Raw genomic sequence first — 13,898 nt, forward strand, 5'->3', positions numbered from 1 at the left:
TGAAAAAATGGAACTGATTAAGTGCATTTCTACCATAGAAGATTTTAATATGGAAGAATTTATTAAAAATAAAATAGGAGTAGAAATTCAGGATTTTACTGAGCCAAGCTTATTAGATGAAGGATGGAATCAGCTAGTAGATGAATATAAAAAAATATTAACAAGCTTTAATAATACTGTTTCTATTCACGGACCTTTTTTAGATTTAAAGCCTGTTAGTCCAGATGAAAAAATCAGAGAAGTTAGCTATAATAGATATTTAACTACATTAAATATTGGTAAAGAATTAAAAGCTGATTATATTATATTTCATAGCCAAATTAATCCTTGGATCAATGAGCCATATATTAAGAATCTAAACAATGAATTAAATAAGGAATTTTTTAATAAAATATTGACTGATGTAGAAACTTTTAAAGGTAAGGTTTTATTGGAAAATATTTTTGAAGATAGTCCTTATCTATTAAAAGAGTTAATAGAAACTATAAATTTACCTAATGTAAAAGTTTGTTTAGATATTGGTCATGCAAAGTTAAGAGAAGAGATTCCTTTGTCTATATGGTTAGAAGTATTAAAAGACCATATTGAATATATTCATTTCCATTGGAATGGAGGAATTTATGATGAGCATAACTCTCCTCCTAAAGAAGCTATAGAAGAAATTACAGAATTACTATATAAATTAAATATTAAATGTAAATTAGCTTTAGAGTATAGAGTTGATAATTTAACAGAGGAAATTCATAGAGTAAGAAAAAGCTCCTTCCTAGTTTAGAGAAGGAGCTTTAGATTATTCTCTGCCATACATATCTAGATCAATAGTAACTCCATCTAATACCTTAAGTTCTATGTTAATTGAATTTAGATCATAAGATATTGAATTCACAAAACCAGCAGATATATCTAAACTTTTTGTATCAGTTCCAGCCATACTTGGAGTTGACATTGGGTTTAGAAATAAAACTCCAATAATTAAGAGTATAACACTTCTATTTTATAATTCCATCTTATGTTCTCACTTCTTTTATTTAAGAGAAATGTCATTTTTAGTCTAAAATTATATTATCATAAAAATTATACAAAGTCTTTACAAATTAGGCATATTAGGTTTGACAATAGGGTATTAAAAAAATATGATTAAAGTAATAGATATAGTTGAGGTGAAAAAATGGCAGAGAAGGTTTATGAAAATATATACAAAATAGAGATTCCCTTACCCAAGAATCCTTTAAAAGCTTTAAATTCCTATGTTGTTAAAGGAAAGGATAAAAATCTGTTAATAGATACTGGATTTAATACAAAGGAATGTATAGATGCTTTGATTCAAGGTATGGAGGAATTAGAAATTAATTTTAATAATACTGAATTATTTATTACTCATCTTCATGCAGATCATTCTGGATTAGCCACCTTTTTTCAAGAGAAGGGGGTTAGAATTTATGCTGGAGAAGTTGATGGTGAATTAATTAATCAAATGACTAAAATGGAGTATTGGAAAAGGTTTAATGAATTTAAGATTATTTTTGACTTGGAAAAAGATGAAGTAAGTTTTGAAGATCATCCCGGCTACAAATACTGTTTAAGAGAACCTATTTCTTATGTTCCTTTAAGAGAAGGTAAGGGGCTTCAAGTTGGAGAATACTTTTTTGAAGTTATATTTATTCCAGGTCATACACCAGGACATATAGGTCTTTATGAAAGAAACCACAAGCTTTTCTTTGGAGGAGATCATGTATTAGATAGAATTACTCCTAATATTGCATTTTGGGGCTTTGGTGAAGATATATTAGCTACTTATTTTAATAGTTTAGGAAAAATATTTGAATATGATATAGATTATTTATTTCCATCTCATAGAAATGTTATTAGGGATCATAGAAGAAGAATAGGAGAGTTATATCTACATCATAAAGAAAGATTAAATGAAATAATCAACATAATAAAAAAAGAAGAAACTAGCGTAAGAGATGTAGCGTCACAAATGCAGTGGAGTATTAGGGCAAAAAACTGGGAAGAGTTTCCTAGCCCTCAAAAATGGTTTGCTACAAGGGAGGCTATGTCTCATTTAGAGCATTTATATTATATTGGAAAAGCTGATAAAATCTTAAAAGAAGGAAAGTTATTTTATAAAGAAAAATAGCTTTCTCTATATAAAGTTAAATAATTAAAAAGGAGAGGATAAAATGCTAAATTTTAATTATTCCATACCAACTAGGATTTTATTTGGTGAAGGGAAGATAGAATTATTAGGCAAAGAAATAAAAAAATATGGATCAAGGGTACTTTTAGCCTATGGTGGAGGTAGTATCAAGAAGAATGGTATTTATCAGAACGTAGTTAAAATATTAAAAGAGAATGATATACCATTTTTTGAGTTAAGTGGCATAGAGCCAAATCCAAGAGTTGAGTCTGTTATTGAAGGTGTTAAAATATGTAGAGAAAATAATATTGACTTTATTTTAGCCGTAGGTGGAGGAAGTACAATAGATTGCTGTAAAGCTGTAGGTGCAGCTTATTATTATGATGGAAATCCTTGGGATTTAGTAATTGGAAAGGCAAAGATTGAAAAAGTTCTACCTATAGGATGTATACTAACTTTAGCTGCAACTGGCTCTGAAATGGATGCTGGTGGTGTAATAACCAATATGGAAACGAATCAAAAATACGGTGTTGGTCATCCAGACATGTCTCCTAAATTCTCCATATTAGATCCTACTTATACTTATACTGTATCTCCTTATCAAACGGCAGCAGGAGTTGCCGACATTATGAGCCATATTTTTGAATCCTATTTCAGCAAAGTGAAAGGAGCCTATCTTCAAGATCGATTGGCTGAAGGCTTACTAAAAACTTGTATTCACTATGGTAGAATTGCTATAGATGAGCCTGAAAATTATGAAGCAAGGGCTAATCTTATGTGGGCTTCTAGTTTAGCAATAAATGGATTGCTAGCATATGGGAAAGATTCGATTTGGAGTGTACATCCTTTAGAACATGAATTGAGTGCATATTATGATATTACTCATGGAGTTGGCTTAGCTATATTAACACCTCATTGGATGGAACATGTTTTAGATGAAACTACATTATATAAATTCGTAGAGTATGGTATAAATGTATGGAATATTGAAAGAGAAAAAAGTGATATGGAAATAGCAAAAGAATCTATTGAAAAGACTAGAGATTTCTTTATCTCTTTAGGAATACCTATGACTTTAAGAGAAGTAGGAATAGGAGAAGAGAAAATTGAAACTATGGCTAAAGCAGTAATTGAGTATAAAGGAGGTAAAGTAGGGAATTTCAAACCTTTAGATTATGAAGATGTATTAGATATTTATAGGAAAGCATTATAATCAAGAATCTCCTATTAGGATTTTAATTAATTTTACTATAAGATAGGCCATTCCTGCTCCACTCAACATTCCTACAGGGATTCCGCCTAAAAAAGCAACTCCTATTATAGAACCTAAAGTAATTCCAAGTAAAGAAGAAACATTATCATTTATAAAGCGACTACCTTTTGAAGCAATTATTACAATCATTAATCCACTAATAAAAGATACAAGGCCTTCCAGATTTAAATAGCTTTTTAAATGAAAAGAATTAATAGTAGCAGAGGTTTGAATAAGGGGAATTAACATCCAGATAATAAGGCTAGTCATTCCCAGTGTAAGAAATATCCCCTTATCCAATCTGTTTAAATATTCCTTATTTAGAAAAGATAAAAGAAATATAAAAAGTCCCCCGTAAGTCATAGGTCGATTCTTAGATAATAGGGATAGAAGTATTATCAATAATATAATAAGTTTATTCAACATAGTATTACCTCAAATTCATTAGAAATTTTGGATAGTATTAAATTTCGTTATATGTAAATTCTATTATTTAGGCTGTATATAAAAGAACATTATTTAAAATATTAAGTTAAGATAACTTTAATATTTTTTAATATCTAATAAAAATTATTATAAAGTGGAGTAAGTAAAAATAATAAGGAATGGGGGTGGAGTACTAAGACTAGAGAGTTTTAGTACGCTAATATTGATGTATAAGGATGAAGGCAAAGTTACCAAATGGGAAGTTGCAGGTATTTTCTGGATTGTTATTGTAGGTTCTCTTTTGCATTTTACTTATGATTGGTCAGGTAAATTGACCATAATTGGAATGTTTAGTCCGATAAATGAAAGTGTTTGGGAACATTTAAAATTAGGATACTGGTCTTTAGTTTTTTTTACAATAATAGAATATTGGTTTATTAGGAAACATACTACAGGATTTTTTTGGGCTAAATTTTTAGGTATCTTTACTATGGAACTGTTTATAATTTTGTTTTTTTATACATATACTTTTTTTACTAAAAAAGAAATTTTATTTCTAGATATTCTTTCCTTTATTATAGGGGCAATACTTTGTCAGTTCATAAGCATGAAGATAATGAAAAAGAGAGTTTCTTATAGATTAAATATTATTGGGTTGTTGTTATTTACTTTGCTTGGATTATCTCTTATATATTTCACCTTTTATCCCTTAAAATTACCAATATTTATGGATTCTAATAATGGTAGTTATGGAATAGACTAGGCATAAATAGGGAAAGGAGATAGTTATGGAAGGTTGTTCTGGGATAGAGTATAAAAGGAGTATAAATAAATCTCCTAAGTATATTGTAGAAAAAGGAAAATTTAAATTCGGAAATTATAATAAAGCTATAGAAAATGTAAATATGCTAGACGCATTAAATCCTTTAGGGAAAAAATATCCTGTTTGGTTTAATAACATTAGATTAAAAGAATGGGAAGCTTTTCAGGCAGGTAATGATAAAGTATTTATATTTGGAGCCATATATAATGCTAAATTATCTTCCATAGTTTGTTTAATGATATATGATAGAATCAAGAAACTACTAATTAAAATACAAAAATTTACACTACCTAGAAAGACTTCTATCGGGAAAGGAATGCTGAACAGTCAAACTAGTTATATTTCAAATAATTTTTTAATGAAGATAAAAAATAGAGTAAAAGAAGGAAATATAGAAATACAATGTACGATTCATGGTTATAGAAGTGTTCCTTACTTAAATTTAAAATTATTAGCTCATCACAGCACAGAACCTATGGTAACATGTATGCCTTTAGGAGAAAATAGGGCTATTTATTCACATAAGAATTTCATGCCGATGGAAGGATTTCTTTGTATTGATGAAGAAAAGATTACCTTTAATACTTTAGATTCTCGTATGATTATAGATGATCATAAAGGATTTTATCCATATAAATTAGAATATGATTGGGTCACCGGATGGGGTATGTCAGATGATGGTAGTGTAATTGGGTTTAATCTAACAGACAACCAAGTAACAGATAAGGAAAACTATAATGAGAATTGCCTATGGCATGAAGGCAAAGCCCATCCATTACCGCCTGTTAAGGTAGAGAGGATATATATTCCTAAGGAAGTTTGGTATATTAAAGATAACTATGAAAAAGTGAACATAGTTTTTTATCCAGAGGAAAAAATGGAAGTCAAATTTAATTACATATTGATATATTCAGACTATGAAGCTCCAATAGGAGCATTTGAAGGATTTTTTATAAGTGACAATAAAAAAATTGAGTTAGTAGAATGTTTTGGTATGGGAGAAAAGAAAAAATATAGGTTTTAAATAGAGGAGGATATATTTTGAAAGCACTTCTTATAATCGATATGTTAAATGACTTTATTAGAGAAGATGGCTCTCTTTATGTGGGGAGAAAAGGAGAAGAACTAGTCCCTTTTATAAAGGAGAAAATAGAAGAATTTAGAAAAGAAAATAATCCTATTATCTATGTATGTGATAATCATGAAACTGATGATAGTGAATTTCAAATGTTTCCATGTCACTGTGTAGCAAATACAGAAGGAGCCTTAATAATAGAAGAATTACCTGTGGAAAAAAGAGATAAGATTATTAAAAAAAGAAGGTATAGTTCCTTCTATGGAACTGATCTAGATTTATATTTAAGAGAAAAGGGAGTCGACGAAATCTATTTAGTAGGAGTCTGCACAAATATATGTATATTATATACAGCTGCTGATGGAAGAAACATTTCATATAAAGTAAATATATATAGGGATGGAGTTACATCTTTTGATGAAGCAGCCCATGAATTTGCATTAAAAGAAGCAGAAAAAACTTTAGGATGTAGAATTATCTAAAATTCTAAATTTATAATTGACATTATTAAGAAAGTATTGTACTATTATGATAACTGGTAATTACCAGTTATCATAATAACTAAAGGTGGTAGAAATGAAAATAATAGATAAACAAGGAAGAATTCCATTAGATTATCAACTTATGGATGCCATTATTGAAATGATACAAACAAATAATCTAGATGAAAATGATCAGCTGCCTTCTGAAAGAGAGCTTTGTGATATTTTTGATGTAAGTAGAGCAACTGTAAGACAGGCAATTCAAGAATTAGAAAAGGATGACTATATTTATAAAGTTCACGGAAAAGGTACCTTTGTTTCGCCTAAGAAATTTAAGCAAAATCTATTAAAGTTTTATAGTTTTACTGAAGAGATGAAGAAAATAGGAAAAAAGCCTACTTCTAATGTAATGGATTTTCAAATAATTGAATCTGATGAAAAATTAGCTAAGAAAATGAAAATAAATTCTGGAGATAAAGTGTATATGTTTACCAGATTAAGATTAGCTGACGGGGAGCCGATGATGCTTGAAACAAGTTATGTTTTATATGATAGGTTTCCAGGAATAACAAAAAAGGATCTACAGGAAAATGCTATGTACGATATTCTAACACAAAGATATAATACGGTATTTACTTGTGCAGAGGAAATATTTCAACCAGTTCTTACTAGAAAAGATGAAGCAAAGCTTTTAAATTATCATGAAGGATTATCAAGTATGATGATAGAAAGAATAACTCATGAAGGTAATTTAATTATTGAGTATACTAAGAGTATAGCTAGAGGAGATAGGTTTAAATATCGTGTTCTGTTAGAAAAATAAATTTTTTTAGAATAACTGGTAATGACAACATGACATCATTTCGATAATTAAGCAAAGGGGGCATCAAATTGTTTGGACTAGATAAAAAACAATGGGATGATTTAAATGGCTTATATACTGCTAATGAGATTGTTCAACAGCCTGAATTGTGGCTAGAAACTATTAAAATTGTTGAAAAAGATTTTGATAAAATAGATATTTTTTTAAAAGAAAAACTAAAAAAGAAAAGTGTTCGCGTTATATTTACGGGAGCAGGAACTTCAGCATATATAGGTGACATTATTACACCCTATTTTAATAAAAGAAAATTTATATACGAATCAATACCTACTACAGATATTGTAGCCAATCCCACATCATATTTTAAAAAGGAAGTTCCCACTATTTTAGTTTCTTTTGCCCGCTCTGGTAACAGTCCAGAAAGTTTAGCATCATACAATTTAGCTAATCAATTAATAGATGATGTAAATCATATCTTTATTACTTGCAATAAAGATGGACATCTAGCTGATATAGCTAAAAATAAAGATAATATATTACTGATTTTAATGCCTGAAGAATCAAATGATAGAGGATTTGCTATGACTAGCAGCTTTTCCTGTATGACTTTAACCTCTCTGTTAATATTTGATCTAGAAAATTTCAGTAAGAATAAAAAAGAAGTCATTAAGATGATAGGTATAGGCAGAAATATATTAGAATCAGGATATAAGCAGTTAGAAGAAATTATTAGTTATGGATATGAGCGAGTAGCGTACTTAGGAACTGGAAGTTTACATGGTATAGCTAAAGAAAGTGCTTTAAAACTTCTAGAATTAACAAGAGGTCAGATAGTATCTTATAGCGAGTCTATACTAGGATTTAGACATGGACCTAAATCTATAGTGAATGATAAGACATTGGTATTCATGTATTTATCTATGGACCCTTATAGTAGAAAATACGATATGGACTTGCTAAAAGAAATATATAGGGATTCAGGAGATCATAAAATTATAGCAATTTCAAGTATTAGGTGTAATGAAGTAGATATAAATTCTCATAATCAACTATATCTGACTGAAGAAGATGACGGTATAACCAATGAAGGATTTATATCTCTACTTTATGTATTATTTGCTCAAATTTTTGCTTTAAAGTATTCCATAAGAACTGATGTAGAGCCAGACAATCCCAATCCAAATGGGTTAGTCAATAGAGTTGTTAAAGGAGTAAAAATTTATAAATATCAAATTTAAGGGAGGTAATTTGATGTCAAATATTTTATTAACGAGAATAGACAATCGTCTAATTCATGGTCAAGTAGGTCTAACTTGGATTAATCATATTGGAGCAAATTTAATCTTGGTAGCGGATGATGAAGTAGCTTATGATGATATACAGCAAAACTTAATGGATATGGCAGCTCCTAGTACTGTTGATACAAGATATTTTACTATCCAAGAAACCATTGATAAAATCCATAAGGCGGCAGATGATCAATTAATATTTTTAGTAACCAGAACTCCAGAAAATGTTCTTAAAATGGTGGAAGGAGGGGTGCCAATTAAAAAAGTGAATATCAGTAATATGCATTTTAAAGAAGGTAAAAAACAAATTAGTAGTACAGTTTCAATAGATGAAAAAGATGCTGAAGCCTTTAGAAAATTACATAAATTAGGAGTAGAGTTAGAAATTCGTAGAGTACCTGATGAAAGAAAAAAAGATATTCTTGAATTTATTTAAGATGTTATCCTTGTTTAAAGTTTAAATAAGGTTAATAAATAAAGTTTAAGGGGGAAAAGAATATGTTTTTGAAGTCTTTACTGGTTGCAGTCTGGGCTGGAATAGCAGGTATAGATTTATTTGACGGTTTAACACATATTCATAGACCAGTATTTACGGGTATGATTGTAGGTTTAATACTAGGAGATTTAAAAACGGGACTAATAACAGGAGCTACTTTGGAATTTGTATGGATGGGGGCAGTGCCATTAGCAGGAGCTCAACCTCCTAATGTAGTTATTGGAGGTATTATAGGTAGTGCATTTGCTATACTTACCAAACAGGATCCACAAGTAGCTGTTGGAATTGCAGTACCTTTCGCTGTAGCAGTACAAGGGGCAATTACTTTAATATTTACAATCTTTTCACCAGTAATGCATAAAGCAGATAAATATGCACAAGAAGCCGATACAAAAGGAATAGAAAGAATAAACTATTTAGGCATGTTAACATTATTTATATTTTATGCAATAATAGCTTTCTTACCAATATATTTTGGAGCGGAGTCGGCTCAAAAAGTTGTAGAAATAATGCCTGCATGGTTGATTAAAGGATTAGAAGTTGCAGGAGGCATGATGCCTGCTATAGGATTCGCAATGCTATTAAAGATTATGCTAAAGAAAGAATATGTAGCATTTTTAATAGTAGGTTTTATACTGGCTGCTTATCTTCATTTACCAATATTGGCTATAGCATTAGTTGGAGTTTCAATAGCACTATATGATTATTTTACGAATAAATCAAGAGAGGGCCAAGTAATTAGAAGGGGGGCAAGGACAGATGGAATCTAGTTATAGCTATACAGATACTAACATTGATAAGGTTATTTCAAAGAGAGACTTAAATAAAATGACTTGGAGGTCATTATTTTTGCAAGCATCTTTTAATTATGAAAGAATGCAAGGATGTGGATGGCTATATGGCTTAATTCCTGGACTAAAGAAAATCCATAAGAATAAAGAGGATTTATCTAATTCTATGTCTATGCATATGGAATTTTTCAATACCCACCCATTTTTAGTGACTTTCATTATGGGAATAGTGATAGCAATGGAGGAAAGAAAAGAAAGTCCAGATACTATTAGGGCAATAAAAGTTGCTACTATGGGACCCTTAGGTGGCATAGGAGATGCTTTGTTTTGGATGACACTATTGCCAATTAGTGCAGGGATAGGAGCATCTATGGCTATGCAGGGAAATATTGCTGGTCCTTTTGTATTTCTAATTATGTTTAATGTTGTTCATTTTGCACTTAGATTTGGATTAATGAATTATGGATATAACACAGGTGTTAAAGCTACAGAATCGCTTAAGACAAATACCCAAAGTATTTCTAGAGCAGCTTCTATATTAGGATTAACTGTAGTTGGCGGTTTAATTGCTTCATTTATTAATTTAAGTACGAAGATAGTTATAAGAACGGAAGGTAATGAAGTAATACTTCAAGAGTTGTTAGACTCTCAAGTAATGCCAAAGCTATTACCTCTGGCTTACGCACTACTGATGTATAGACTGCTGAAAAAAGATTTTTCACCAGTTATGTTGATATTTATTACAGTAGTTATAGGAGTATTAGGTCATCTAATCGGAATGCTTTAAAAATTAGATATATGAAGGAGATAAAAAAATGTATGGAATAATTGTAGTAGGTCATGGGAGGTTCGCTCAAGGATTAATAAGTTCAATTAACTTAATTTTAGGTGAACAGCCTTGTCTAGAAGGAATAGAGTTTAATGAAAAGGATTCTAGTTGGATTTTAGAAGAAAAAATAATTGAGACAATGAATAATATGAAAGAAACCAGCGGAATAATTTTTCTGACAGATTTAATAGGTGGCACACCTTTTAAAATTTGTGCTATTTTGTCAGAAAATATTAAGAAATCTAAGGTTATTGCAGGGACTAATCTACCTTTATTGATAGAAATATTAATGAACAGAGAATTAGAACTGATTAATAAAATAATTGAAAAAGGATTATATACTGGAAAAGAAGGAATAGCATCTTTTAATAATGCAATCAGTAATAAAAAGAATATTAAAAGGGAAGATGGTATTTAAAAATCTAAATAGCCGCGATTTATCGCGGCTACATTTTATAAAACATAGTAAATATATACTCTTAAGAGATTTCATTATTAATAAGGAGGCTGTTTTATGGATATAGTTTCAACAAAGAAAATTTTATTAGATGCAAAGAGAAAAAAATATGCTGTACCAGCATTTAATATACACAATTTAGAAACTCTACAAGCCGTATTAGAAGGTGCTTGGGAAATGAAATCTCCTGTTATAATAGCCACTACTCCTGGCACTATAAAATATGCGGGTATGGATTATATGATAGCTATGGCTAAGGTAGGAGCAAAGAAGTATAATATACCTATAGCACTACATCTAGATCATTGCGAAGATATAGAATTTTTGAAAGAATGTATATATGCAGGATATAAGTCTGTTATGATAGATGCTTCTAAGTTAGAATTTGAAGAAAATATAAAGATATCAAAAGAAGCTTCTAAATTTGCTTATAAAAATGAAGCCACAGTAGAAGGAGAATTAGGTAAGTTATGTGGACAAGAAGATGATATAATTGTTGATAGAAAGGATGCAATGCTAACCAACCCAGATGCAGCTTTGGAGTTTGTAAAAAGAACAGGAGTGGATTCTTTGGCAGTAGCCATTGGAACAGCTCATGGTATATATAAATTTGAACCCAAATTAGATTTTGATAGATTACTAAAAATAAGTAGAATTGTAGAGATACCTTTAGTCTTACATGGAGCTTCAGGGATTTCAGACAATAGTATAAAAAGATCCATAGAATTAGGAATTTGTAAAGTTAATATTGCTACTGAATTAAAAATTCCTTTTTCAGATGAAATTAAGACATACTTTAGTGAGAATCCAAAAGAAAATGATCCAAGAAAATATTTTAATCCAGCAAAGGAAAGGGTAAAGAATATAGTAAAGAAAAAGATATTAGTATGTGGTAGTGCCAACAGAAAATAAAGGGGGTGAAATCATTTGATTTTAACTGTGACCTTAAACCCGTCTATTGATAGGAGATATTCAGTACATGGATTTGATAAAGGAAAAATACACAGAGCAAAAGAGTTTCAATATACTCCTGGAGGAAAAGGCCTTAATGTAACTAAGGTAATTAATATATTTGGCGAAGAAGTATTTGCTACAGGATTTTTAGGTGGCAAAAGTGGTGAATATATACACGATAGATTTGTAGATATGGGAATTATGCATGAATTTATACAAATTAAAGAGGAAACTAGGAGCTGTTTAGCTATAATTTCAGATGATGGGATTCAAACAGAAATTTTAGAAGAAGGTCCTAGGATTACTAGGGAAGAACTTATTAAATTTTATGAATTATATACTTATTTAATAAATAAATCAGAGATTATATGTATTTCTGGTAGTTTACCTTTGGGAGTCCCTAAAGATATATATAGAGATTTAATAGCTATAGCCAATAGAAATAATAAAATAGTTATATTGGATACCAGTGGGGAAGCTTTAAAATATGGGATAGATGCTATTCCATATATGGTTAAACCGAATAAAGAAGAATTAGAAAATTTACTTGGTATAAGGCTTCAAACACAGGGAGAAATAGTTAAAGCAGGTAACTATTTAATTGAAAAAGGTATAAAAATAGTAATAATATCTTTAGGTAACGAAGGTGCTATTGTATTAAGTGAAGATCAAGTATATAGAATAAATATTCCAGAAGTAGAAGCTATAAATCCTGTAGGCTCGGGAGACTCAATGGTAGCAGGTTTTGCTGTTGCTATGAAGAGAAATTATGATTATGATATGATGCTTAAACTTGGAGTAGCCTGTGGAATTGCTAATGCTATGGAAGCTGAGACGGGAAAAGTTGAAATGAATAATGTAAAAAGGTTAATGGGAGAAATAAAATTATCATCTATATATTATTAAAACTGTGCTAAAAGCACAGTGTTTTGTATAATAAAGATGATAAATATTAATCGGAGGTGGTATTATGAAATGGGGAATCATTGCTACATGGAGAATGGCTTTAGATGGTGTTGTTGAGGGAAGTAAGTTGTTAAGAAAAGAGGAATTATCAGGTAATGCCATAGAAAAAGCTATACAATGTGTAGAGAACAACCCTTATTATACTTCTGTAGGTTACGGAGGCTTACCTAATGAGCAGGGAGAGGTAGAATTAGATGCAGCTTATATGGATGGAGATAATTTATCTATAGGTGCTGTTGCAGGAATTAAGGATTTTGAAAATCCAATTTCTATTGCTAAAGATTTAAGTAAAAATAGATTTAATATTTTTTTAGTAGGTAAAGGAGCAGAGGAATATGCAACTAGCAATGGGTTTAAGAGAAAAAATATGCTAACAGAGGAATCCAAAAGAAAGTGGGAAGAAAGAAAAAAGGAGGTTTATAGAAATAATTTAACTCCTTATGATGGGCATGATACAGTTGGAATGGTGGCTCTAGACACAAAAGGGTCAATGGTTTCTGCTACCTCTACAAGTGGGCTGTTTATGAAAAAGAGAGGTAGAGTAGGAGATTCTCCTATACCTGGTTCTGGATTTTATGTAAATAGTGAAATAGGTGGAGCAACTGCTACGGGATTAGGAGAAGATCTTATGAAAGGATGTATATCCTATGAAGTAGTAAGACTTATGAAGGAAGATTATACTCCACAACAGGCAGCAGAAATGGCGTTATATGAACTACATAATAATCTAGAGAAAAAAAGAGGAAAAGCTGGAGCCATGTCTATAGTATGTATGAATAATAAAGGGGAGTGGGGTGTAGCAACTAACGTAAAATTTTCCTTTGTAGTATCTACTTCCAAGATAGAACCTACAGTTTTTATAGCTTATATGGAAGATGGAAAAACAGTTTATAAAGAAGCTGAGAAGGAATGGGTAAACTTAAATATAAATGATTAGGATAAAAAAGTTGTTAAAAATATTTTTAACAACTTTTCTTTGTATTATGAATACCACCCGCTATGCGGGTGGTTCTAAAGAGCTTTTAGCGGTGAGTAAAAAAACAAAACCTCCTTTGATATAATAAAGTTAGGTCTAGCCAACCATAACTAAAAATC

17 protein-coding genes are annotated in these 13,898 nt (G+C 30.2%); 15 read left to right on the plus strand and 2 right to left on the minus strand.

The window, feature by feature from the left end:
* Positions 1-7: 7 nt before the first annotated feature.
* Positions 8-775: a sugar phosphate isomerase/epimerase family protein gene (locus KQI42_RS07975; protein WP_216518574.1), complete on the plus strand. Its 768-nt coding sequence runs from the start codon at positions 8-10 to the stop codon at positions 773-775.
* A gap of 15 nt (positions 776-790) precedes the next feature.
* On the opposite strand, the gene KQI42_RS07980 is transcribed toward KQI42_RS07975, so the two are convergent.
* Positions 791-946, minus strand: coding sequence for a hypothetical protein (locus tag KQI42_RS07980; protein ID WP_216518575.1), 156 nt, complete (start codon positions 944-946; stop codon positions 791-793).
* 222 nt (positions 947-1,168) lie between these two features.
* Here KQI42_RS07980 and KQI42_RS07985 point away from each other — a divergent pair, with 222 nt between their 5' ends.
* Both KQI42_RS07985 and KQI42_RS07990 read left to right on the plus strand, forming a co-directional pair.
* Positions 1,169-2,140, plus strand: a complete 972-nt coding sequence (locus tag KQI42_RS07985; RefSeq protein WP_216518577.1) for an MBL fold metallo-hydrolase — start codon at positions 1,169-1,171, stop codon at positions 2,138-2,140.
* A 43-nt stretch (positions 2,141-2,183) separates the two neighbouring features.
* Positions 2,184-3,353, plus strand: a complete 1,170-nt coding sequence (locus tag KQI42_RS07990) for an iron-containing alcohol dehydrogenase (protein ID WP_216518579.1) — start codon at positions 2,184-2,186, stop codon at positions 3,351-3,353.
* On the opposite strand, the gene KQI42_RS07995 is transcribed toward KQI42_RS07990, so the two are convergent.
* Positions 3,354-3,818 (minus strand): DUF441 family protein, encoded by a 465-nt coding sequence (locus KQI42_RS07995; protein ID WP_216518581.1) that lies wholly within the window; start codon positions 3,816-3,818, stop codon positions 3,354-3,356. It lies immediately after the preceding gene.
* Positions 3,819-4,044: 226 nt separating this feature from the next.
* Here KQI42_RS07995 and KQI42_RS08000 point away from each other — a divergent pair, with 226 nt between their 5' ends.
* From KQI42_RS08000 to KQI42_RS08055, 12 genes are all read left to right on the plus strand, one after another.
* Positions 4,045-4,581 carry a DUF6512 family protein gene (locus KQI42_RS08000; RefSeq protein WP_216518583.1) on the plus strand — a complete coding sequence of 179 codons (537 nt, stop codon included), beginning with the start codon at positions 4,045-4,047 and terminating at the stop codon, positions 4,579-4,581.
* A gap of 25 nt (positions 4,582-4,606) precedes the next feature.
* On the plus strand, positions 4,607-5,665 hold the full coding sequence (locus tag KQI42_RS08005; protein WP_216518585.1) for a DUF2804 family protein: 1,059 nt from the start codon (positions 4,607-4,609) through the stop codon (positions 5,663-5,665).
* A 17-nt stretch (positions 5,666-5,682) separates the two neighbouring features.
* Positions 5,683-6,198 (plus strand): cysteine hydrolase family protein, encoded by a 516-nt coding sequence (locus KQI42_RS08010; RefSeq protein WP_216518587.1) that lies wholly within the window; start codon positions 5,683-5,685, stop codon positions 6,196-6,198.
* Positions 6,199-6,292: 94 nt separating this feature from the next.
* The gene (locus KQI42_RS08015; RefSeq protein WP_216518590.1) at positions 6,293-7,021 is read left to right on the plus strand and encodes a GntR family transcriptional regulator; all 729 of its coding nucleotides are present in this window, start codon (positions 6,293-6,295) and stop codon (positions 7,019-7,021) included.
* 68 nt (positions 7,022-7,089) lie between these two features.
* Positions 7,090-8,259: an SIS domain-containing protein gene (locus tag KQI42_RS08020; RefSeq protein ID WP_216518592.1), complete on the plus strand. Its 1,170-nt coding sequence runs from the start codon at positions 7,090-7,092 to the stop codon at positions 8,257-8,259.
* A gap of 13 nt (positions 8,260-8,272) precedes the next feature.
* Entirely contained in the window at positions 8,273-8,746 is a 474-nt protein-coding gene (gene agaB, locus KQI42_RS08025; protein WP_216518594.1) for a PTS galactosamine transporter subunit IIB, read from the plus strand.
* A gap of 62 nt (positions 8,747-8,808) precedes the next feature.
* Positions 8,809-9,576, plus strand: coding sequence for a PTS N-acetylgalactosamine transporter subunit IIC (gene agaW, locus KQI42_RS08030; protein WP_216518596.1), 768 nt, complete (start codon positions 8,809-8,811; stop codon positions 9,574-9,576).
* Entirely contained in the window at positions 9,566-10,384 is an 819-nt protein-coding gene (locus tag KQI42_RS08035; RefSeq protein ID WP_216518598.1) for a PTS system mannose/fructose/sorbose family transporter subunit IID, read from the plus strand. The genes agaW and KQI42_RS08035 overlap by 11 nt, the downstream gene beginning before the upstream one ends.
* 28 nt (positions 10,385-10,412) lie before the next feature.
* Positions 10,413-10,844 carry a PTS galactosamine/N-acetylgalactosamine transporter subunit IIA gene (agaF, locus tag KQI42_RS08040; protein WP_216518600.1) on the plus strand — a complete coding sequence of 144 codons (432 nt, stop codon included), beginning with the start codon at positions 10,413-10,415 and terminating at the stop codon, positions 10,842-10,844.
* Positions 10,845-10,940: 96 nt separating this feature from the next.
* Positions 10,941-11,795 carry a class II fructose-1,6-bisphosphate aldolase gene (gene fba, locus KQI42_RS08045; protein ID WP_216518602.1) on the plus strand — a complete coding sequence of 285 codons (855 nt, stop codon included), beginning with the start codon at positions 10,941-10,943 and terminating at the stop codon, positions 11,793-11,795.
* 15 nt (positions 11,796-11,810) lie between these two features.
* Complete coding sequence (gene pfkB / locus KQI42_RS08050) at positions 11,811-12,743, plus strand: 1-phosphofructokinase (RefSeq protein WP_216518604.1); 933 nt, start codon at positions 11,811-11,813, stop codon at positions 12,741-12,743.
* A 64-nt stretch (positions 12,744-12,807) separates the two neighbouring features.
* A complete protein-coding gene (locus tag KQI42_RS08055; protein ID WP_216518606.1) occupies positions 12,808-13,740 on the plus strand; it encodes a glycosylasparaginase in 933 nt (310 codons plus the stop codon).
* Positions 13,741-13,898 lie beyond the last annotated feature (158 nt).

Source organism: Tissierella simiarum, assembly GCF_018917865.1.
Classification (GTDB): Bacteria; Bacillota; Clostridia; order Tissierellales; family Tissierellaceae; genus Tissierella_C; species Tissierella_C simiarum.